This is a genomic window from Streptomyces venezuelae (genome assembly GCF_008642315.1).
GTDB classification, from domain to species: Bacteria; Actinomycetota; Actinomycetes; order Streptomycetales; family Streptomycetaceae; genus Streptomyces; species Streptomyces venezuelae_D.
The window spans coordinates 6,985,608-7,003,499 of record NZ_CP029192.1 but is presented as its reverse complement, the minus strand read 5'-3'; the positions used below and the strand labels follow the sequence as shown (position 1 = coordinate 7,003,499).

Here is a 17,892-nt window from a genome sequence, read left to right as displayed (position 1 = left end):
CGGTGGCGTCCCTGAGCTACGACCTCACGCTGGCCGGGCTCTCGGTCGGCAGCGCGGCCGCCCTCACCGGCATCGGCCTGATCGTCACCCACCGCGCGACCGGTGTCCTCAACTTCGCGCACGGCGCGGTGGCGATGCTCTGCGCCTACGTCCTGCGCCACCTGACCATCGAATGGCACTGGCCTCTCCCCCTGGCCGCAGCGACAACGCTCCTCCTCATGGCACCCGCCTTCGGCCTGCTCCTGGACCGAGCGGTCTTCCGCCCGCTCTCCGTGCTCGGCGGAGACCCGGCCCGCACCCTCGTCGCCTCCATCGGCGTCTTCGTCCTGCTCGTCGGCGGGGCGGCCCTCGTCTGGGGCCCCGGCGCCCGCGACGACGCGCCCGAACTGCTCCCCGCGGAGCCCTGGGCCCAACTGGGCGCGACGATCGCCCTCGCCGCCGCGGTGGGCGCGCTGACCCGCTGGACCCGCTTCGGCGACGAACTGCGCGCGGTCGTCGACAACCGCGACCTCGCCGTGCTCGCCGGCATCGACGCGGACCGGGTGGCCGCGGCGGGCTGGGCCTTCGGCTCCTTCACGGCGGGCCTCACGGGCGTCCTGCTCGCCCCCTACGTACGTCTCGACCCGTACGGCATGCCGCTCCTCGTCATGGAAGTGGTGGCGGTCGCCGTGGTCGCCGGCATGCGCAGCCTGCCCGTCGCCGTGGCGGTCGCCCTCGGCCTGGGCGTGGCCCAGAGCCAGTTGACACGCCTGCACCCGGGCGGCCTCCCGGAGCAACTCCTCCAGACCGCGGGCGCGAACCTCTTCGTGATCGCCCTGCTGGTCGCGGCGCTGCTCCTGCCCGGCATCGGCTCCCGGGACGCCCTGCCCCGCACGGCGACGGCCCGCGTGCCCACGCCGCCGGGGGCCTGGACCGTGGCGGCGGTCCTCTTCCTCATCCCGCTCGGTTTCGCGGGCTCCGACCTGACGACAGCGGTCCAGGTCCCGGCGCTGGCGGTCATCCTGCTCTCGCTGGTGATCGTCACGGGCCGCGGCGGCCAGATCTCACTCGGGCAGGCGGCGTACGCGGGCCTGGGCGCCCTCTTCACCGCCCTCCTCACGGCGGGCCGCTTCCCCGGCCTCCCCGAACTCCCGCACCTGCCCGCCCTCGCCGTCGCCGTCCTCCTCGTCGCCCCCCTGGGCCTGCTCACCGGCTGGCCCGCGATCAGCCGCCGAGGCCTGGCCCTCGCCCTCGCCACCTTCGCGGTCGGCGTGGGCGTCAGCCGCTTCGTCTTCACCCAGCCGTACGCCACGTCGGGCCTGACCCTGGGCCGCCCCGCGGGCTTCACGAGCGACCGCGCGTACTACGTCCTGGAACTGGCCCTCCTGGCCACCTCCCTGCTCCTGGTCGTCGCCCTGCGCAGGGGCCGCACGGGCCGGGCGCTCGCGGCGATGCGGGACCACGAGGCGGGCGCCGCGGCAGCGGGGGTGCCGGTCCCGGCACTCAAACTCGCCGCGTTCGTGACGGGGGCGGCACTCGCGGCGCTCGGCGGCGGCATGCTCGCCATGGGCCAACGGGCGTTCGACGCGGGCGCGTACGACCCCGTGCGCGGCCTGCTGTGGTTCGCCGCGATCATCGTCCTCGGCTCGGACAGCATCCTGGGCGCCCTGACCGCGGCGGCCCTCCTGGTAGGCCTGGACGCGGGAACGCAGGGCGGACTGGCAGCAGCCCTGATAGGCCTCCTGGCACTCCTCATAGGCCGCTTCCCGGGCGGCCCCTACGAGGCCCTGCACAAAGCCACCCACCACATCACCCGAACCCCCCGCCTGACCCCCACAGGCGAACGCATACGCAACGCCCTGCGGCCACGCCCCACCGCCCCGAAGCCGCCGAGCCGACGGGAGGGGACGTGGGGGTTTCCGCGCGCGCAGCACAGTGACCCTGATGACGGAACCAACTCCAAACAACCTCACCGTAGGGATGGCGAGCACGCGGAAACCCCCGCGGCCCCGCGCCCGAGACGAGCCTCGCGCGAGGACGGCCCCCTCACGGCCCACCACCTCACCCTCACCTACGACGGCTTCACCGCCCTCAACGACGTGAGTCTCAGCGTCCCGCCCGGACAGATCACTGCCATCGTGGGCCCCAACGGCGCAGGCAAGAGCACGCTGTTCCACTGCCTCGCCGGCACCCTCCGCCCCGCCTCCGGCCGCATCACACTCGGCACCCGCGACATCACCGCACTGCCCGCACACGCCCGCACCCGCACGGGCATGGCCCGCACGTTCCAACAACTGGCGGTCTTCCCGTCCCTGACGATCGCGGAGAACGTCCAGATAGGCGCAGACCGGCGAGGCAGATCACACACCCCCGCCACCCAAGCCCTCCGCCTCCTGGACCTGACGCCCCTCCGCACCCACCCCGCATCGGACCTCTCCACCGGCACCCTCAGACGCACGGAACTGGCCAGAGCACTGGCCGGCGCACCCCACACCCTCCTCCTGGACGAGCCCGCCGCGGGCCTGGACGCGGCGGAGGTCGCCACGCTCGCCACCCTGCTCCGGGTCCTGTCCGCCGACGGCATGGCACTGCTCGTGGTCGAACACGACCTCGACCTCGTGGCGGGCCTGGCCGACACCGTGCACGTGATGGCGGCGGGCCGCATCGTCACGAGCGGCCCCGCGCACCAGGTACTGAAAGAGGCGCGCTGAATGCGCGGCACCGGCATCGAACTACGCGACGCCCGAGTCCACTACGGCCCGCTGGAGGCCCTGCACGGCATCACCCTGTCCGCCCCCACCACCGCCCTCACCGTCCTCCTGGGCCGCAACGGCGCGGGCCGGACCACCGCCCTGCGCGCCCTGGCCGGCACGGTCCCGCTCTCCGCGGGCACTGTCGTCCGCGACGGAAGGGACATCACACACCAACAAGCCCACGAACGGGCCGCCCAGGGCCTCTGCTTCATACCGGACAGGGCAGCCGTGTTCCCTTCCCTGACCGTCGCGGAAAACCTGGACCTCGCCGCCGGCGACAACGCCCGTGCACTGGACGCCTACCCAGAGCTGCGCCCGCTCCTGTCCCGCCGCGCGGGCACCCTCTCGGGAGGCGAACAGCGCATGCTGGCCGTGTCCCGCGCCCTGTTGACGAACGCGGGAGTCATCCTCGTGGACGAGCCGACCCAGGGCATGTCACCCGCCACAGCGACCCGCACATACGCCTTGTTGGAGAGCCTCGACGCCTGCGTGGTCCTGGCCGAGCAACGGTTGCCGCCCGGCCTGCGGGAGGGCGCGGGCCGGACGGCGATCGTGCACGTACTGCGCCGGGGCGAGGTCGTGTTCAGCGGGGAGCCGGGAGAGCTCAACCCCGCCCGGTCGCGGTACGCCCCGGAATGACGAGGAGCGTGCCGACGGCGAGCCGTTCGGGACGGCTCCCGACCTTGTCCCGGTTGGTCTTGTACAGGGCCTGCCAGCCTCCCTTCACGTCATAGCGGCGGGCGACCGAACTGAGCGTCTCGCCCGGCTCCACCGTGTGGACGCGCCGGTCGAACCGCTCGATGCGCACCGCCTTCGAGCAGGCGGGCCACGCCTTCCAGCCCTGGGTGCGCAACACCTTCTCGGCGACCTTGATCTGCTCCTCGCGGGTGGCGAGGTCCGCGCGCGGCGCGTACTTGAGCCCGCCGTGCTCCTCCCAGGTGGGCTGCCAGAACTGCAGTCCTCCGTAGAAGCCGTTGCCGGTATTGGTCTGCCATCGTCCGTTGCTCTCGCACTCGGCGAGGCAGTGCCACGGGCCCTTGTCCAAGGAACAGTCGTACGGCCTCGACGCGCCGCCGGGCTGCTGCGGCACGGCCGCCGACGCGACCGCCGACGCGGCGCCCGAGGGCAGCGCCACCGCCGCGAGGATCGCGCCGACGACCAGGGACACGGACCTGACACGCTGATTCGACTTCGGGTGCATCGCGTCACGCTAGGCAGCTCCGCGGCGGCCCCGTGGCCTGCCGCGCCGCCGCGGAGCTACCCCCCACCCGGTCGGACGATCGGATCAGAGGCTCAGTCGCTGCCCCGGCACGATCACGTCCGGGTCACCGCCGATGACCTGCCTGTTGGCGGCGTACACCCGCTGCCAGTCCGTCCCGTGCCGGGCCGCGATGAGGCTCAGGGTGTCGCCCTGCCGGACGGTGTAGTCGCCGGAAGCGCCACGTGAGGAGCCCCGGTCGGATCGGTCCGCGGCCCCGCCGGGCCGCTGCCCGACGGCCTTGGGCACAGGCTTCGCGGCCCGTGGCACAGGCTTCGCCGCCTTCGGCACCGGCGCCGCCGCGGACGGCGCACTGCCGTACGCCCCGGCCCGGGCCGCACAGGAGGGCCACGCGCCCCATCCCTGCGCCCGCTGCACCTTCGCGGCGACGGCGATCTGCTGCGCCTTCGAGGCCCTGTCGGCGGTCGGCGCATAGGCCCCGCCGCCGTACGCACGCCACGTACCGGCGGAGAACTGCAGCCCGCCGTAGTAGCCGTTGCCCGTGTTGATCTGCCAGTTTCCGCCGCTCTCGCACCGTGCGATGCGGTCCCACACTCCGCCGTCCGCGGCTCCGGCCTGGCCGGCCGCGGCAAGCAGGCCCAGCGGGGCCAGGAGCGCGGCCCCTCCGATCACTGCCGTGGTGCGCGTGCTCTTGGGACGTGCGGACATGAATTTCCCTCTCGCAGGACCCGGGCTCCCCCTGGCCGTGCGGCCCCTCACGCATCCGGCGCCGGGGTCCGGCCGGCCCCGCCCGCCGGTGTCGGTGCTGGAGCTGGCTGGTGCGACCGGCGGACGTACCCGAGCGGTGCTCGCTGCACACGGCGGTGGAATCTAGGAGTCCTTCCGCCCCGTATCAACCAAGTCCTTGTCATTCCAGGCCAGTTGGGCGTTACCCCCGGTATCGTCGAGTTCAGGCCACCCACTTCATAGCCCGATATCAGGATTTAGTGACCATCCCCACCAGCGATCTGTGACTCAGCTCACCGCCCCAACCTCCGTGCACCCAGCACCTGTTGGCGCGGAGTGACGCATTCCGCCGCCCGTCTCACCCTCCGCTGCGGATGGTTCGATTCCGTTCGCCTTCGTGCGTGACTTGCGCCACTGATCCGCCGTTGAGTCCTTATGAGCCGGACACGGTCCGGCCCGCCACACCCTCCCCATGCACCCCAGATGACGATCCCGAGGAGTCACCCGTGCCGCGCATGCTGGACGTCAGCGACGACGTACGCGCCGAGATCGGCGACGAAGAAGCCGACCGGCTGCTCGCCGGAGACAACACCCCGGGCAGCTACGACTGCACGTCCTGCCGCACCCCGGGCGACGCGGAACAGGAGCGCACCAGCACCGTCCTGTTCGTCGGCGACGAGACGGCCGTGCTCGCCTTCGCCCACGCCACCTGCCTGCCCTCCCAGATCGTCACGGTCTCCGAGGAGCAGCTCCAGGGCGCCGTCCGTTCGATCACCGGTGACGACGGCGCCACGGCGGACGACGCGGCGCCGAGCCAGGCCGTGCTCGGCGTGACCAGCGGCCTCGTGCTGATCGAGGGCGAGCTGCGCCCCGCCCTCGTCGTGGAGCCGACCGGAGCCATCGCCCGCCCCGGCAGCGAGCCCGGCGGCGGCGACGAGTTCCTGCCGCTCCTGATCGAGCAGGGCTTCATGCCGGTCGCCTCCCTGGACACCGTGCCGCCCGCGCTGCACGGCTGGTCGGTGCTGCTCGCCATGGGCCAGCTGCACGCCATCCTGCAGCCGGGCACCAGCGGCGGCTCCCCCGTCGCCTGGTGGCAGGCGCACCACCCGCTCCAGGTCACCGAGGACTGGCGGACCGCGGCCAACAAGACCCAGACCGTGCTGCTCTTCGCGGCCCCCGTCGGCTCCATCGGCCGGCAGCCGCGCGAGGACATGCTGCGGGACGCGCTGGACAAGGCGGCGACCCACGGCCGGCTCGTCGCCAGCGCGCTGCCGCTCGCCGGAACCTGAGCGGCGGGACGGCCGCGAGGGCCGCCCCGGACCCCGAACGCGCCGGTCACACTTATGCCGGACGGGGAAACCGGTGCGGCCCCCGCATCCGGGGAGCGCCCGTTTCGTTGGCACATACGTGCATCCATACGACCCCTCCCGCCACCGGCCGGCGTACCAGAGCCCCATCCCGTCCATGCGCACCGCCCAGGACTCGACGGGCAGCCACTCGGCCACACCCATCTACGACGCGCTGTACTCGGAGTACCTCAGGGCCTTCAGGGCCCTGCCGGGTGACCGGAGCGGCGAGGAGGATCTGGGGTTCACCGCCTTCACCCCGGGGCCGTACGGCATGCAGCACCGCGCGGACGCACGGCACGACCCCCGCTACAGCCCGTTCCACATGGCCCGCCACGGCCAGTACGAGCACCACGGCACGAGTCACCACCACTTCCCCGCGGCGCTGCCGCCCGGTCCGCGCCGCGAGCACTGAGCGCGCCCGCCCGGACAGCCGAATGCCCGGCCTCCCCACGACGGGGAGCCGGGCATTCGGTCTGTGTACGAAGCGCTACTTCTTGCGGCCGCGCTTCTCGCGCACGCGCACCGAGACGTGGATCGGCGTGCCCTCGAAGCCGAACTCCTCGCGCAGGCGGCGCTCCAGGAAGCGTCGGTAGCCCGCCTCGATGAAGCCGGAGGCGAAGAAGACGAACCGCGGCGGCTTGGTGCCGGCCTGCGTGCCGAAGAGGATGCGGGGCTGCTTGCCGCCGCGGACCGGGTGCGGGTGCGAGGCGACGATCTCGCCGAGGAACGCGTTCAGACGCCCGGTCGGGACGCGCGTCTCCCAGCCCTCGAGGGCCGTCTCGATCGCCGGGACCAGCTTCTCCATGTGGCGCCCCGTGGCCGCCGACACGTTGACGCGCGGCGCCCAGGCCACCTGGCCGAGCTCCGTCTCGATCTCGCGCTCCAGGTAGTAGCGGCGCTCCTCGTCGAGGGTGTCCCACTTGTTGTAGGCGACGACGATCGCGCGGCCCGCCTCGACGGCCATCGTCACGATGCGCTGGTCCTGGACCGAGATGGACTCGGAGGAGTCGATGAGGATCACCGCGACCTCCGCCTTCTCGACGGCGGCGGCGGTGCGCAGCGAGGCGTAGTAGTCCGCGCCCTGCTGGAGGTGGACGCGCTTGCGGATGCCCGCCGTGTCGACGAACTTCCAGGTCACGCCGCCCAGCTCGATGAGCTCGTCGACCGGGTCGCGGGTGGTGCCCGCCAGCTCGTTGACGACCACGCGGTCCTCGCCCGCCACCTTGTTGAGCAGCGAGGACTTGCCGACGTTCGGACGGCCGATGAGGGCGATGCGGCGGGGGCCGCCGATGGCCGCGCCGAAGGTCTGCGCGGGCGCATCGGGCAGCGCCTCCAGGACGGCGTCCAGCATGTCGCCGGTGCCGCGGCCGTGCAGCGCGGAGATCGGGTGCGGCTCGCCGAGGCCCAGGGACCACAGGGCGGTGGCGTCGGCCTCGCCGGACGGGCCGTCGACCTTGTTGGCGCAGAGCACGACGGGCTTGCCGGCCTTGCGGAGCAGGCGCACGACGGCCTCGTCCGTGTCGGTGGCGCCGACCGTGGCGTCGACGACGAAGACCACGGCGTCGGCGGCCTCGATCGCGTACTCCGCCTGGGCGGCGACGGAGGCGTCGATGCCGAGCACGTCCTGCTCCCAGCCGCCGGTGTCGACGAGCTTGAAGCGGCGGCCCGACCACTCGGCCTCATAGGTGACGCGGTCGCGGGTCACGCCGGGGCGGTCCTCCACGACGGCCTCGCGGCGGCCGATGATGCGGTTCACCAGAGTCGACTTGCCGACATTGGGGCGGCCGATGACGGCGAGGACGGGCAGCGGACCGTGGCCCGCCTCCTCGATGGCGCCCTCGACCTCGTCGATGTCGAAGCCCTCTTCGGCGGCGAGCTCCATGAACTGTGCGTACTCGGCGTCGCCGAGCGCCCCGTGGTCGTGCTCGGCGAAGCCGTCGCCCTCGGGCTGGATCTGGTCGTTCATGAAGTCCGTACCTCGTCGTTCATCGTGGTGATCGGTGCACCGGCCTCATGTCGGTCCTGCGCACTACTTGATAAGTCTCGCTCAGCGCCCGGTCAGGCGCCTGGCGTTTTCCAGGTGGCCGGTGAGCCGCTCCTGGATGCGCACGGTCGCCTCGTCGAGCGCCTTGCGCGTGCGGCGGCCGCTGCCGTCGCCCGCGTCGAAGGGGTCTCCGAAGACGACGTCGACGCGGCTGCGGAGCGGGGGCAGCTGCTTTATCAACCGGCCGGGGCGCTCGGTGCTTCCCAGCACCGCGACCGGCACGATCGGGGCGCCGGCCCGGACCGCGAAGTACGCGAGCCCGGCCCGCAGCGACGCGAAGTCGCCCTCGCCCCTGGTGCCCTCCGGGAAGATCCCGAGGACGCCGCCCTGCTCCAGGACGCCGAGCGCCCGGGTGATCGCCGTGCGGTCGGCGACCGAGCGGTCCACCTTCAGCTGGCCGATCCCGTGCAGGAAGGAGCCGAGGGGCCCGATGAACGCTTCCTTCTTGATCAGGAAGTGCGTGGGCCGGGGCGCGACGCCCATGACCATCGGGCCGTCGACGTTGTGCGAGTGGTTCACGGCCAGGATCACCGGGCCGCTCGCGGGCACCCGCCAGGCGCCCAGCACCCGCGGCTTCCACAGGCCGTACATGAGGCCGACGCCGATCCGGCGGCCGACCTCCGCGCCCCGCTCGGAAGCACCCTCTGTCACTTGCCGGCCCGCTTCTCCTCGACGAGGGTGACGACGCACTCGATGACCTGCTGGAGCGTGAGCTCCGTGGTGTCGACCTCGACGGCGTCGTCGGCCTTGGCCAGCGGGGACGTCTTGCGGCTCGAGTCGGCCGCGTCCCGCTTGATCAGGGCTTCCTGCGTCGCCTTGACGTCGGCGCCCTTCAGCTCGCCGGAGCGGCGGGCGGCGCGGGCCTCGGGCGACGCGGTGAGGAAGATCTTCAGGTCGGCGTCGGGGAGCACGGTCGTGCCGATGTCACGGCCCTCGACGACGATGCCCTTCTCCGCCGAGACCGCGATGGAGCGCTGCAGCTCGGTGATGCGGGTGCGGACCTCGGGGACGGCGCTGACCGCGCTGACCTTCGAGGTGACGTCGGTGGTGCGGATCGGCCCCGCGACGTCCGTGCCGTCGACCGTGATGGTCGGGGCGGCCGGGTCGGTGCCGGAGACGATCTCGGGCTTGCCCGTGACGGCGGCGATCGCGGTCGGGTCGGTGAGGTCGATGCCGTTGTGCACCATCCACCAGGTGATGGCCCGGTACTGGGCACCGGTGTCCAGGTAGCTGAGGCCGAGCTGGGCGGCGACAGCCTTCGAGGTGCTCGACTTGCCCGTGCCGGACGGTCCGTCGATGGCGACGATCACGGCTGCCGGGGCGGCGGTTTCGGCTGTTTCCACGGGGCTGTGGGCACCTTTCGCATGACGCGGGCCAGGGAGGCGGGGCGCGAACGCGCCCCGCACAAGGTTACTGGCTCGCACACCCTGCCCCGACAGCCCCTGCGCGGGCCCGCTACTGCCGGATCGACCAGCCCCGGTCCCGCAGCGCCGCCGTCAGCACCGGCACGGACCGCGGCTCGACCATCAGCTGCACCAGACCGGCCTGCTGCCCGGTCGCGTGCTCGATGCGGACGTCCTCGATGTTGACGCCCGCGCTGTCCGCGTCGGCGAAGATACGGGCCAGCTGGCCCGGCTGGTCGTTGATGAGCACCGCGACGACCTCGTACGAGGCGGGAGCCGCGCCGTGCTTGCCGGGCACCCTGACCTGCCCCGCGTTGCCGCGCCGCAGCACCTTCTCGACCCCGGCGGCGCCCTCGGTCCGCTTGTCGCCGTCGGCGGACTGCAGCGCCCGCAGCGCCGCCACCGTCTCGTCGAGGTCGGACGCGACCTCCGCGAGCAGGTCGGCGACCGGGCCGGGGTTGGCGGAGAGGATGTCGATCCACATCCGCGGGTCGGAGGCGGCGATCCGCGTGACATCGCGGATGCCCTGGCCGCAGAGCCGTACCGAGGACTCCTCGGCGTGCTCCAGGCGGGCCGCGACCATGCTCGAGACCAGGTGCGGCATGTGCGAGACGAGGGCGACCGCGCGGTCGTGGGCGTCGGCGTCCATGACGACGGGCACGGCCCGGCAGAGGGCGACGAGCTCCAGGGCGAGGTTGAGCACCTCGGTGTCGGTGTCCCGGGTCGGGGTGAGCACCCAGGGCCGGCCCTCGAAGAGGTCGGCGGTGGCGGCCAGCGGGCCGCTGCGCTCGCGTCCGGACATGGGGTGCGTACCGATGTACGGGGTGAGGTCGAGGCCGAGCGCCTCCAGGTCGCGGCGGGGGCCGCCCTTGACGCTCGCCACGTCGATGTAGGCGCGCGCGACCCCGCGGCCCATCACGTCGGCCAGCGAGGTGGCGACGTGCGCGGGCGGCACGGCGACGACGCAGAGGTCGACGACGCCGGCGGGCGCCTCGTCCGTGCCCGCGCCGAGCGCGGCGGCGGTGCGGGCCTGCTCCGGGTCGTGGTCGGCGAGGTGGACGGCGACGCCGCGGGAGGCGAGGGCCAGGGCGGCGGAGGTGCCGATCAGGCCGGTGCCGATGACGAGGGCGGTTCTCACTGGGCGATGTCCTTGCGGAGTGCGGCCGCGGCGCCGAGGTACACGTGCGTGATCTCGGAGCGGGCCCGGTCGGTGTCGATGTGCGCGAGGACGCGGACGACGCGGGGCAGGGCGCCCTCGACGTCCAGCTCCTGGGCGCAGATCAGCGGTACGTCGACGATGCCGAGTCCGCGGGCGGCGGCCGCGGGGAAGTCGCAGTGCAGGTCCGGCGTCGCCGTGAACCAGATGCTGATCAGGTCCTCCTGCGTCAGCCCGTTCCGCTCCAGGACGGCCGTGAGGAGCGCGCCGACCTGCTCGCTCATGTGCCCGGCCTCGTCCCGCTCCAGCTGGACGGCGCCCCGCACCGCTCGTACCGCCACGTCACTGCCCCTCTTGCCCCATGTACGCCTTGGATGAGCGTCAAGCCTATCCAGCGCCCGGCACGGGAGTGCGCGGCGCCCGTCTGCCGAGACGGGCGCCGCGCACCGGACCGAGGCGGGTCAGAGCTGCTGCTGCTTGATCAGGTCCTCGAGCGACCCGGAGGGCACCTGACCCTCGGGGGTCAGCTTGTCGACGGCCTGCGGCAGCACCTGAGCGATCTCGTTCGCGGCCTGCTCAGGGGAGACTCCGGCCTCCTCGGCGACTTGCCGGAGGGTGTCGTCGGGCAGCGCCTGCTGCACCTGCGCTCCGGTCACGTCCTTGTTCTCGCCCGTGCCGACCCAGGACTGGGCCTGGTCCTGGAGTCCGGCCTTGTTCAGGCCCTCCAGCAGGCCGGACAGCGGGTTGCCGCCGCCTCCGCTCTTGCTCATGAGGGCCCCGAGCAGCGCGCCCAGGAGGTTGCCCCCGCCGCCGGAGGAGCCGCCGCCCTGCTGCCCGCCGCCCAGGAGGCCGCCGAGAAGGCTGCCCAGATCGTTACCCGCCATGGTCCTGCCTTTCGCGTGGAGGGCCGGGCCCGGACCGCTCCGCGACCGGACCTCGGACCCTGCCAATGTCGCCCGAATCGGCCCCTGTCGCCACTTGGGCCGATTGGGGGTCGTTCAACTCTGGACGAGAGGGCGGCGGGTCCGCTTGCATGGAGGATCGGCAGGTGCCGCGCCTCGGGGGAGGCCCGTATGAAGCGCTCAGGTCCGCTGCTCACCCTTCTGACGGGACTGCTGCTCGCCCTGTTCATGCTGTCGCTCAACGCGACGACGGAGACGGGCGCTTCGTCGTACGGGGAGGACGCGCCCGCACCCGATGCGTCCGCGTCGTCCCCGACGGGGAGCCCGTCGGCCGGACCCTCCGCCGAGCCGACGAGGACACCGGCCGCGAAGGCACCCGCGAAGGTGCCGGCCAAGGCCGAGTACGCGGGCCGTACCGACGACGACACCTCCGCGGTCTCGATCTCGGTGCGGGACGGCAAGGCGATCGCGTACTACTGCGACGGTCGCGACACGGAGTCCTGGCTCAAGGGGAACGTCGAGGAAGACGGCTCGATGCGCCTCACCGGCAAGCACGGCGCGAAGCTCGATGGGCAGCTCACCGGCAAGAAGGTCCGCGGCACCGTCGATGTCGACAAGGAGACCCGGAAGTTCACCGCCGACAAGGCCGTCAGGCCGTCCGGGCTCTACCGCGCGACGACCGAGGTGCGCGGCGCGAAGGTCGACGGCGGCTGGATCGTCCTGCCCGACGGCCGGCAGGTCGGCATCCTCAAGCGCGACGACGAGCCGGAGCAGGCCCCGCGGCTCGACCCCGGGACCGGCACGGTCCGGGTCGACGGCGAGACCCTCACCGCCCGCCCCGTCACCCCCTAGCGCCCCGCACAGCCGTTCCGCCGCACCGCCCGTGAAGGGAGACCCGCATGAGCGTCGACCCGAGCGCCCCCACCCAGGGCGGTTTCCCCGTGCCCCCGGGCGCGGGCGCCCACCTCGGGCCGAGCGCCGCCCGCTATCTGGCGCCCGCGCTGGTCGCCGCCGCCGTGGCGATCGGCCTCGGCGCGTACGGCAGGGTCCACGACCCGGCGGGCACCGCCTTCAACCTCGCCGGGTTCAGCAGCACGAGCGCGGTGAAGTCCTGGCTCGGCACGGCGGCGTTCGCGTTCGTGCTGGTCCAGGTCGTGTCGGCGCTGATGCTGTACGGGCGGCTGCCGGGGCCCTCCTGGTCGGCGGCGCTGCACCGCTGGTCGGGCCGGATCGCGTTCCTGGTCTCCGTGCCCGTGGCGGTCCACTGCCTCTATGCGCTCGGCTACCAGACGTACTCCACGCGCGTGCTGTGGCACTCGCTGCTCGGCTGCTTCTTCTACGGGGCGTTCAGCGCGAAGATGCTGCTCCTGCGCACGGAGCGGCTGCCTGGCCGGCTGCTGCCGGTGGTCGCGGGCCTGGTCTTCGCGGCGCTGACGGGGATCTGGCTGTCGTCGGCGCTGTGGTTCTTCCGGACGTTCGGGGTGACGACATGAGCGGCGGCGGTGGCACGTCACGGCGGGTGGTCCTGGCGGCGGGCGCGGTGGCGCTCGCGGCGGGATGCACGGAGTACGGCGACGAGGGGGCGGAGCCAAAGCCGCCGGACTCCCCCGCACCCGACGGCACCACGCCCGCCTCGAAGGCTCCGGCGGGCGACGAGCCGCCCGTGGGCCCCGAACTGGCGAAGACCGCCGATGTGCCGGTGGGCGGCGGCAAGGTGGTGAAGGACAGGAAGGTCGTCGTGACGCAGCCGGAGAGCGGCACCTTCAAGGCGTTCTCGGCGGTCTGCACCCACTCGGGCTGTCTGGTCGCGGAGGTGGCGGACGGCACGATCAACTGCCCGTGCCACGGCAGCAAGTACCGGGTGGCCGACGCGTCGGTGGCGGACGGGCCCGCCCCGCGTCCGCTGGCCGAGGAGAAGATCACGGTCACCGGAAATTCGATCACCCTGGGCTGATCACGGCCCGTACGCTCCCTGCCATGCACCCTCAGGACCTGGTACGCGACCACACCGTCTACTCCTGCGTGATGGGTTCGCGCGCCTTCGGCCTGGCCACGGAGGGCAGCGACACCGACCGCAGGGGCATCTTCCTGGCCCCCACGCCGCTGTTCTGGCGCTTCGACAAGCCCCCGACGCACGTGGACGGACCCGCCGACGAACAGTTCAGCTGGGAGCTTGAGCGGTTCTGCGAGCTCGCGCTGCGCGCCAATCCGAACGTCCTGGAGTGCCTGCACTCGCCGCTCGTGGAGCACGTCACGGAGACCGGGCGCGAACTGCTCGCGCTGCGCGGCGCGTTCCTCTCACGCCAGGCCCACGACACCTTCGCCCGCTACGCGCTGGGCCAGCGCAAGAAGCTCGACGCCGACGTCCGCACGTACGGCGCCCCGCGCTGGAAGCACGCCATGCACCTGCTGCGGCTGCTGATGTCCTGCCGCGACCTGCTGCGCACCGGCGAACTGACCCTCGACGTCGGCCACCAGCGGGAGCCGCTGCTGGCGGTGAAGCGCGGCGAGGTGTCCTGGCCGCAGGTCGAGTCCTGGATGAACCGGCTCGCCGCCGAGTCGGAGGACGCGGCCGTGCACAGCCCGCTCCCGGCCGGGCCCGACCGGGAGCGGATCGAGGACTTCCTGTTCCGCACGCGCCGGACGTCAGCCCTGGAGTCCCTGAAGCCCCTGGAGGCGCACGCGGACGACGAGGTCGTGCAGGGCGTCGTACGCCGTGTGGGAACCGGGCAGGGCTGACTTGGCCTGCGCCTCGTCCAGGAGAGCGTGCAGCCGCTCCACGTCGGCGGCCACGCGCGCGTGGTCCACGTCGGCGCCACCGTGCTCGGCCTCGGCCTTGACGGCGACGAGTTCCGGCAGATAGGCGGGGGCGGCCTTCTCCTCCTCGACGAGCGTGGGCAGGTGGGCCACCACCGCACCGCTGCGCATGAGGTGGATCCCGGTCAGCAGCACACGGAACGTGTAGAGCAGCGGCTTGAGCTCGCCGTTCTTCTCGAAGAGCCGCCACTGGGTCCTGGCGAACCCCCGGTAGTGGTGGGCGTGGTGGCTGGTGAGGACGTCCGGCGCGTGCGCGACGAGCTCCGCGTGCGCCTCGGTGGTGTGCACGACCAGCGGCGAGAGCAGCTGCTCCAGGACGTATCCGTTGTGGCGCAGCATCAGCCGGACGAACTTGCGCAGGTCGTGCGTGACGAGGTCCATCTCGACGCCGTCCGTGAACCACATCCTCGACCGTGTCTCCTCCGGCTCCCGCAGCCCCACGAGATCGGTCACGGGCAGCAGGTGCACGCCCCGCAGGTCCACGTCGGAGTCCCGGGAGGGAAAGCCGTACAGGTGCGCCCCGGAGACCGTCGCGAAGAGCAGCGGGTCACGCTGCTCGGCGACGACGGAGGTCAGATCGATGTCCAGGTCGGGGCCCAGGTCCACAGTCATGGCTCAAGCGTCCCAGAGCACCCCGAACGCCTGGAGTTCGACCCCGTGTTCGACCCGTCCTGTCCACTCCTCGGGCCAGGCGTCCGCGCCGAGGTGAGCCCCCGCGAAGGCACCCGTGAGGCACGCGATCGAGTCCGAGTCGCCCGATGTGCAGGCCGCCCTGCGCAGCGCGGTGACCGGCTCGTCGACGAACGTCAGGAAGCAGAGCAGCCCGGTGGCGAAGGCCTCCTCGGCGATCCAGCCCTCGCCGGTCGCGAGGCAGGGGTCGGTCTCCGGCGAGGGCGAGCGGAGCGCGTCGCGGAGCCGCTCCAGGACGCCGAGGCACTCGTCCCAGCCCCGCGCGATGAACGCCTCGGGCGACGCGTCCCCGCCCCGCCTCCACAGCTCGCCGAGCCAGCGCTCGTGGTACGTCTCCCGGTTGTCGTACGCGTACGAGCGCAGCAGCCCGACCAGGCCCGTCGGCTCGGCGCCCGCGGCGAGGAGCCGGACGGCGTGCGCGGTGAGGTCGGAGGCGGCGAGCGCGGTCGGGTGGCCGTGGGTGAGGGCGGACTGGAGCTGGGCGGCGCCCGCCCGCTGTTCGTCGGTGAGTCCGGGTGCGAGCCCGACGGGCGCGACGCGCATGTTGGCGCCGCAGCCCTTCGAGTAGGTCTGGCTCGCCTCCTCCCACGGCTTGCCGGTCTTGAGGAGGCAGCAGGCCTTGAGGCAGGTGTTGCCGGGCGCGCGGTTGTTCTCCGGCGACTGGTACCAGTCGACGAACTCCTCGCGCAGCGGCCGCTCAAGACGCTTGGGGCCGAGCGGTCCCCGGTCCATGGCGGTGCGCAGCCCACGGCTCAGGGCGAGGGTCATCTGCGTGTCGTCGGTGATGTACGCCGGGTCGGGCAGCGCCATCTCGCGCCAGGGCCCGCACTTGGCGAGGATCGCCGGCACGTCGTTGAACTCGGTGGGGAAGCCGAGCGCGTCCCCGAGGGCGAGACCCATGAGGGATCCCGTGGCGGCACGCTTCATGAGGGCTGTCCTTCCGGGGCGGGGCGGAGCAGGGGCGGGTGCAGGGCGGACGCGGTGCCGGCCCGGAAGAGCGCGGCGGGCTTCCCGCGCCCGCCGGTCAGCCGTGCGGCGCCGGGCACGGCCTCCACCAGCCCGGCCGTGCCGACCACTTTGCGGCGGAAGTTGGCGGGGTCGAGCTCGGCGCCCCACACCGCTTCGTAGACCTGGCGCAGCTCGCCGAGCGTGAACTCGGGGGCGCAGAAGGCGGTGGCGAGGCCGGTGTACTCGAGCTTGGCGCAGACGCGGTCGTGGGCGTCGGCGAGGATCCGGTCGTGGTCGAAGGCGAGCGGCCGGTAGGCGGCCGGGCTGTGGGGCAGCCAGGCCGCGCGGGCGGCGTCGCCGCCTCCGTGCACCTCGGGCGGGTCGGGGACGAGGGCCGCGAAGGCGACGGAGACGACCCGCATGCGCGGATCGCGGTCGGGGTCGCTGTAGGTGCGCACCTGCTCCAGGTGGAGCCGCCCGACGTCGGCGATCCCGGTCTCCTCGGCGAGCTCGCGCCCCGCGGCCGCCTCGGCGGACTCGTCGGGCAGCACGAAGCCGCCGGGCAGGGCCCAGCGGCCGGCGTGGGGCTCCTGGCCGCGTTCGACGAGCAGGACGTGCAGCGCGCCGTCGCGGACGGTGAACACGGCCAGGTCGACGGTGACGGCGAACGGCTCGAAGGCGTGCTTGTCGTACTCCTGCATGCACGACCACCCCCCTCTCTTTATGGTCTTGATGACTATAAAGAGAGGGGGGTGGTTCGGGCAAGCGATTCCTACAGGTCGACTTCCTGCATCAGCATCCCGACCTCCGTGTTGGAGAGGCGACGCAGCCAGCCCGACTTCTGGTCGCCCAGGGTGATCGGCCCGAAGGCCACCCGCACCAGCTTGTCGACGGGGAAGCCCGCCTCGGCGAGCATGCGCCGCACGATGTGCTTGCGGCCCTCGTGGAGGGTCACCTCGACCAGGTAGTTCTTGCCGGTCTGCTCGACGACGCGGAAGTGGTCCGCGCGGGCGTACCCGTCCTCCAGCTGGATGCCGTCCTTGAGCTGCTTGCCCAGGTCACGCGGGATGGGGCCCACGATGTGCGCGAGGTAGACCTTCTTCACGCCGTACTTGGGGTGCGTCAGGCGGTGCGCCAGCTCGCCGTGGTTGGTGAGCAGGATGACACCCTCGGTCTCGGTGTCGAGCCGCCCCACGTGGAAGAGCCGCGTCTCGCGGTTGGTCACGTAGTCACCCAGGCACTGACGGCCCTCGGTGTCCTCCATCGTGGAGACGACACCGGCGGGCTTGTTCAGCGAGAAGAACTGGTACGACTGCGTGGCCACGGTCAGGCCGTCGACCTTGATCTCGTCCTTCTCCGGGTCGACGCGCAGGCCCTGCTCCAGGACGATCTCGCCGTTGACCTCGACACGGGCCTCCTCGACGAGCTCCTCGCAGGCGCGCCGCGAGCCGTAGCCCGCGCGGGCCAGGACCTTCTGCAGCCGCTCGCCCTCCTGCTCGGCGCCCGGGAAGGTCTTGGGCAGGTTGGTCTTCGCCTTGCCCGCGTACCGCTCGCGGTTGCGCTCCTCGGCCCGCGCGTCGTACTCACGCGAGGTGGCCGGGGCCCAGCGCCCCCGTCCGGTGCCCTGGCCCTGCTTGGGGCCGCCCTTGGCACCGCCGCGCGCCGAGGCGCCGCGGCCCGACTTGGGACCGTCCTGCGTGCCGCCGGAGCCCACGTCGTAACGCCGCTCCTCCGGACGCGGCTTCTTCGGACGGCCGGAGCCGCCCTGCTTGTCATCGCGGTTGTTACCGGCACCGCGGTAGTTACCGCGGCCACCGCTGCTCCCGCCGCGGCCGCCGCTGTTGCCACCACGGCTCCCGCCGTTGTTTCCGCTGCTGTTCCTGCCGCTGCTGCTTCGCATCAAAAG

General features: G+C 72.8%; 20 protein-coding genes. 8 read left to right on the top strand and 12 right to left on the bottom strand.

What is annotated here, in order from left to right; translation table 11 throughout:
* Nucleotides 1-2 precede the first annotated feature (2 nt).
* Both DEJ48_RS30925 and DEJ48_RS30920 read left to right on the top strand, forming a co-directional pair.
* A complete protein-coding gene (locus tag DEJ48_RS30925) occupies nucleotides 3-2,690 on the top strand; it encodes an ABC transporter permease subunit (RefSeq protein ID WP_150219468.1) in 2,688 nt (895 codons plus the stop codon).
* Nucleotides 2,691-3,371 carry an ATP-binding cassette domain-containing protein gene (locus DEJ48_RS30920; RefSeq protein ID WP_150219467.1) on the top strand — a complete coding sequence of 227 codons (681 nt, stop codon included), beginning with the start codon at nucleotides 2,691-2,693 and terminating at the stop codon, nucleotides 3,369-3,371.
* On the opposite strand, the gene DEJ48_RS30915 is transcribed toward DEJ48_RS30920, so the two are convergent.
* The gene (locus DEJ48_RS30915; protein ID WP_150219466.1) at nucleotides 3,337-3,933 is read right to left on the bottom strand and encodes a transglycosylase family protein; all 597 of its coding nucleotides are present in this window, start codon (nucleotides 3,931-3,933) and stop codon (nucleotides 3,337-3,339) included. The two genes, DEJ48_RS30920 and DEJ48_RS30915, sit on opposite strands and share 35 nt — an antisense overlap.
* A gap of 84 nt (nucleotides 3,934-4,017) precedes the next feature.
* Nucleotides 4,018-4,659: a transglycosylase family protein gene (locus tag DEJ48_RS30910; RefSeq protein ID WP_150219465.1), complete on the bottom strand. Its 642-nt coding sequence runs from the start codon at nucleotides 4,657-4,659 to the stop codon at nucleotides 4,018-4,020.
* A 524-nt stretch (nucleotides 4,660-5,183) separates the two neighbouring features.
* On the opposite strand from DEJ48_RS30910, the gene DEJ48_RS30905 reads away from it, so the two are divergent.
* Together DEJ48_RS30905 and DEJ48_RS30900 are read left to right on the top strand one after the other, a co-directional pair.
* Nucleotides 5,184-5,966, top strand: coding sequence for a hypothetical protein (locus DEJ48_RS30905; RefSeq protein ID WP_150219464.1), 783 nt, complete (start codon nucleotides 5,184-5,186; stop codon nucleotides 5,964-5,966).
* A gap of 175 nt (nucleotides 5,967-6,141) precedes the next feature.
* On the top strand, nucleotides 6,142-6,438 hold the full coding sequence (locus DEJ48_RS30900) for a hypothetical protein (RefSeq protein ID WP_411757500.1): 297 nt from the start codon (nucleotides 6,142-6,144) through the stop codon (nucleotides 6,436-6,438).
* A 75-nt stretch (nucleotides 6,439-6,513) separates the two neighbouring features.
* On the opposite strand, the gene der is transcribed toward DEJ48_RS30900, so the two are convergent.
* From der to DEJ48_RS30870, 6 genes are all read right to left on the bottom strand, one after another.
* Complete coding sequence (gene der / locus DEJ48_RS30895; RefSeq protein WP_150219462.1) at nucleotides 6,514-7,992, bottom strand: ribosome biogenesis GTPase Der; 1,479 nt, start codon at nucleotides 7,990-7,992, stop codon at nucleotides 6,514-6,516.
* A gap of 81 nt (nucleotides 7,993-8,073) precedes the next feature.
* The gene (locus tag DEJ48_RS30890) at nucleotides 8,074-8,661 is read right to left on the bottom strand and encodes a lysophospholipid acyltransferase family protein (protein WP_409237279.1); all 588 of its coding nucleotides are present in this window, start codon (nucleotides 8,659-8,661) and stop codon (nucleotides 8,074-8,076) included.
* A gap of 56 nt (nucleotides 8,662-8,717) precedes the next feature.
* The gene (gene cmk, locus DEJ48_RS30885; protein ID WP_223832260.1) at nucleotides 8,718-9,413 is read right to left on the bottom strand and encodes a (d)CMP kinase; all 696 of its coding nucleotides are present in this window, start codon (nucleotides 9,411-9,413) and stop codon (nucleotides 8,718-8,720) included.
* Nucleotides 9,414-9,525: 112 nt separating this feature from the next.
* Nucleotides 9,526-10,611 carry a prephenate dehydrogenase gene (locus DEJ48_RS30880; protein WP_150219461.1) on the bottom strand — a complete coding sequence of 362 codons (1,086 nt, stop codon included), beginning with the start codon at nucleotides 10,609-10,611 and terminating at the stop codon, nucleotides 9,526-9,528.
* On the bottom strand, nucleotides 10,608-10,970 hold the full coding sequence (gene aroH / locus DEJ48_RS30875; protein ID WP_150219460.1) for a chorismate mutase: 363 nt from the start codon (nucleotides 10,968-10,970) through the stop codon (nucleotides 10,608-10,610). Before aroH ends, DEJ48_RS30880 begins: the two co-directional genes overlap by 4 nt.
* A 120-nt stretch (nucleotides 10,971-11,090) precedes the next feature.
* A complete protein-coding gene (locus DEJ48_RS30870; protein ID WP_411757499.1) occupies nucleotides 11,091-11,579 on the bottom strand; it encodes a YidB family protein in 489 nt (162 codons plus the stop codon).
* Between the two features lie 123 nt (nucleotides 11,580-11,702).
* On the opposite strand from DEJ48_RS30870, the gene DEJ48_RS30865 reads away from it, so the two are divergent.
* From DEJ48_RS30865 to DEJ48_RS30850, 4 genes are read left to right on the top strand one after another with little or no spacing between them, the layout of a single operon-like run.
* Nucleotides 11,703-12,383, top strand: coding sequence for a hypothetical protein (locus DEJ48_RS30865; RefSeq protein ID WP_150219458.1), 681 nt, complete (start codon nucleotides 11,703-11,705; stop codon nucleotides 12,381-12,383).
* Between the two features lie 47 nt (nucleotides 12,384-12,430).
* Nucleotides 12,431-13,024, top strand: a complete 594-nt coding sequence (locus tag DEJ48_RS30860; protein ID WP_150219457.1) for a DUF6529 family protein — start codon at nucleotides 12,431-12,433, stop codon at nucleotides 13,022-13,024.
* The gene (locus DEJ48_RS30855; protein WP_150219456.1) at nucleotides 13,021-13,485 is read left to right on the top strand and encodes a Rieske (2Fe-2S) protein; all 465 of its coding nucleotides are present in this window, start codon (nucleotides 13,021-13,023) and stop codon (nucleotides 13,483-13,485) included. The genes DEJ48_RS30860 and DEJ48_RS30855 overlap by 4 nt, the downstream gene beginning before the upstream one ends.
* A gap of 23 nt (nucleotides 13,486-13,508) precedes the next feature.
* A complete protein-coding gene (locus tag DEJ48_RS30850; RefSeq protein WP_150219455.1) occupies nucleotides 13,509-14,270 on the top strand; it encodes a DNA polymerase beta superfamily protein in 762 nt (253 codons plus the stop codon).
* Here the strand turns inward: DEJ48_RS30850 and DEJ48_RS30845 are convergent.
* The 4 genes from DEJ48_RS30845 to DEJ48_RS30830 all read right to left on the bottom strand — a co-directional run bounded on the left by DEJ48_RS30845 (nucleotide 14,178) and on the right by DEJ48_RS30830 (nucleotide 17,886).
* A complete protein-coding gene (locus tag DEJ48_RS30845) occupies nucleotides 14,178-14,960 on the bottom strand; it encodes a DNA polymerase beta superfamily protein (RefSeq protein ID WP_411757498.1) in 783 nt (260 codons plus the stop codon). The two genes, DEJ48_RS30850 and DEJ48_RS30845, sit on opposite strands and share 93 nt — an antisense overlap.
* 3 nt (nucleotides 14,961-14,963) lie before the next feature.
* The gene (locus tag DEJ48_RS30840) at nucleotides 14,964-15,965 is read right to left on the bottom strand and encodes an ADP-ribosylglycohydrolase family protein (RefSeq protein WP_150219454.1); all 1,002 of its coding nucleotides are present in this window, start codon (nucleotides 15,963-15,965) and stop codon (nucleotides 14,964-14,966) included.
* On the bottom strand, nucleotides 15,962-16,687 hold the full coding sequence (locus tag DEJ48_RS30835) for an NUDIX hydrolase (RefSeq protein WP_150219453.1): 726 nt from the start codon (nucleotides 16,685-16,687) through the stop codon (nucleotides 15,962-15,964). The genes DEJ48_RS30840 and DEJ48_RS30835 overlap by 4 nt, the downstream gene beginning before the upstream one ends.
* Before the next feature lie 71 nt (nucleotides 16,688-16,758).
* Entirely contained in the window at nucleotides 16,759-17,886 is a 1,128-nt protein-coding gene (locus DEJ48_RS30830) for a pseudouridine synthase (protein ID WP_150219452.1), read from the bottom strand.
* Nucleotides 17,887-17,892: the final 6 nt, after the last annotated feature.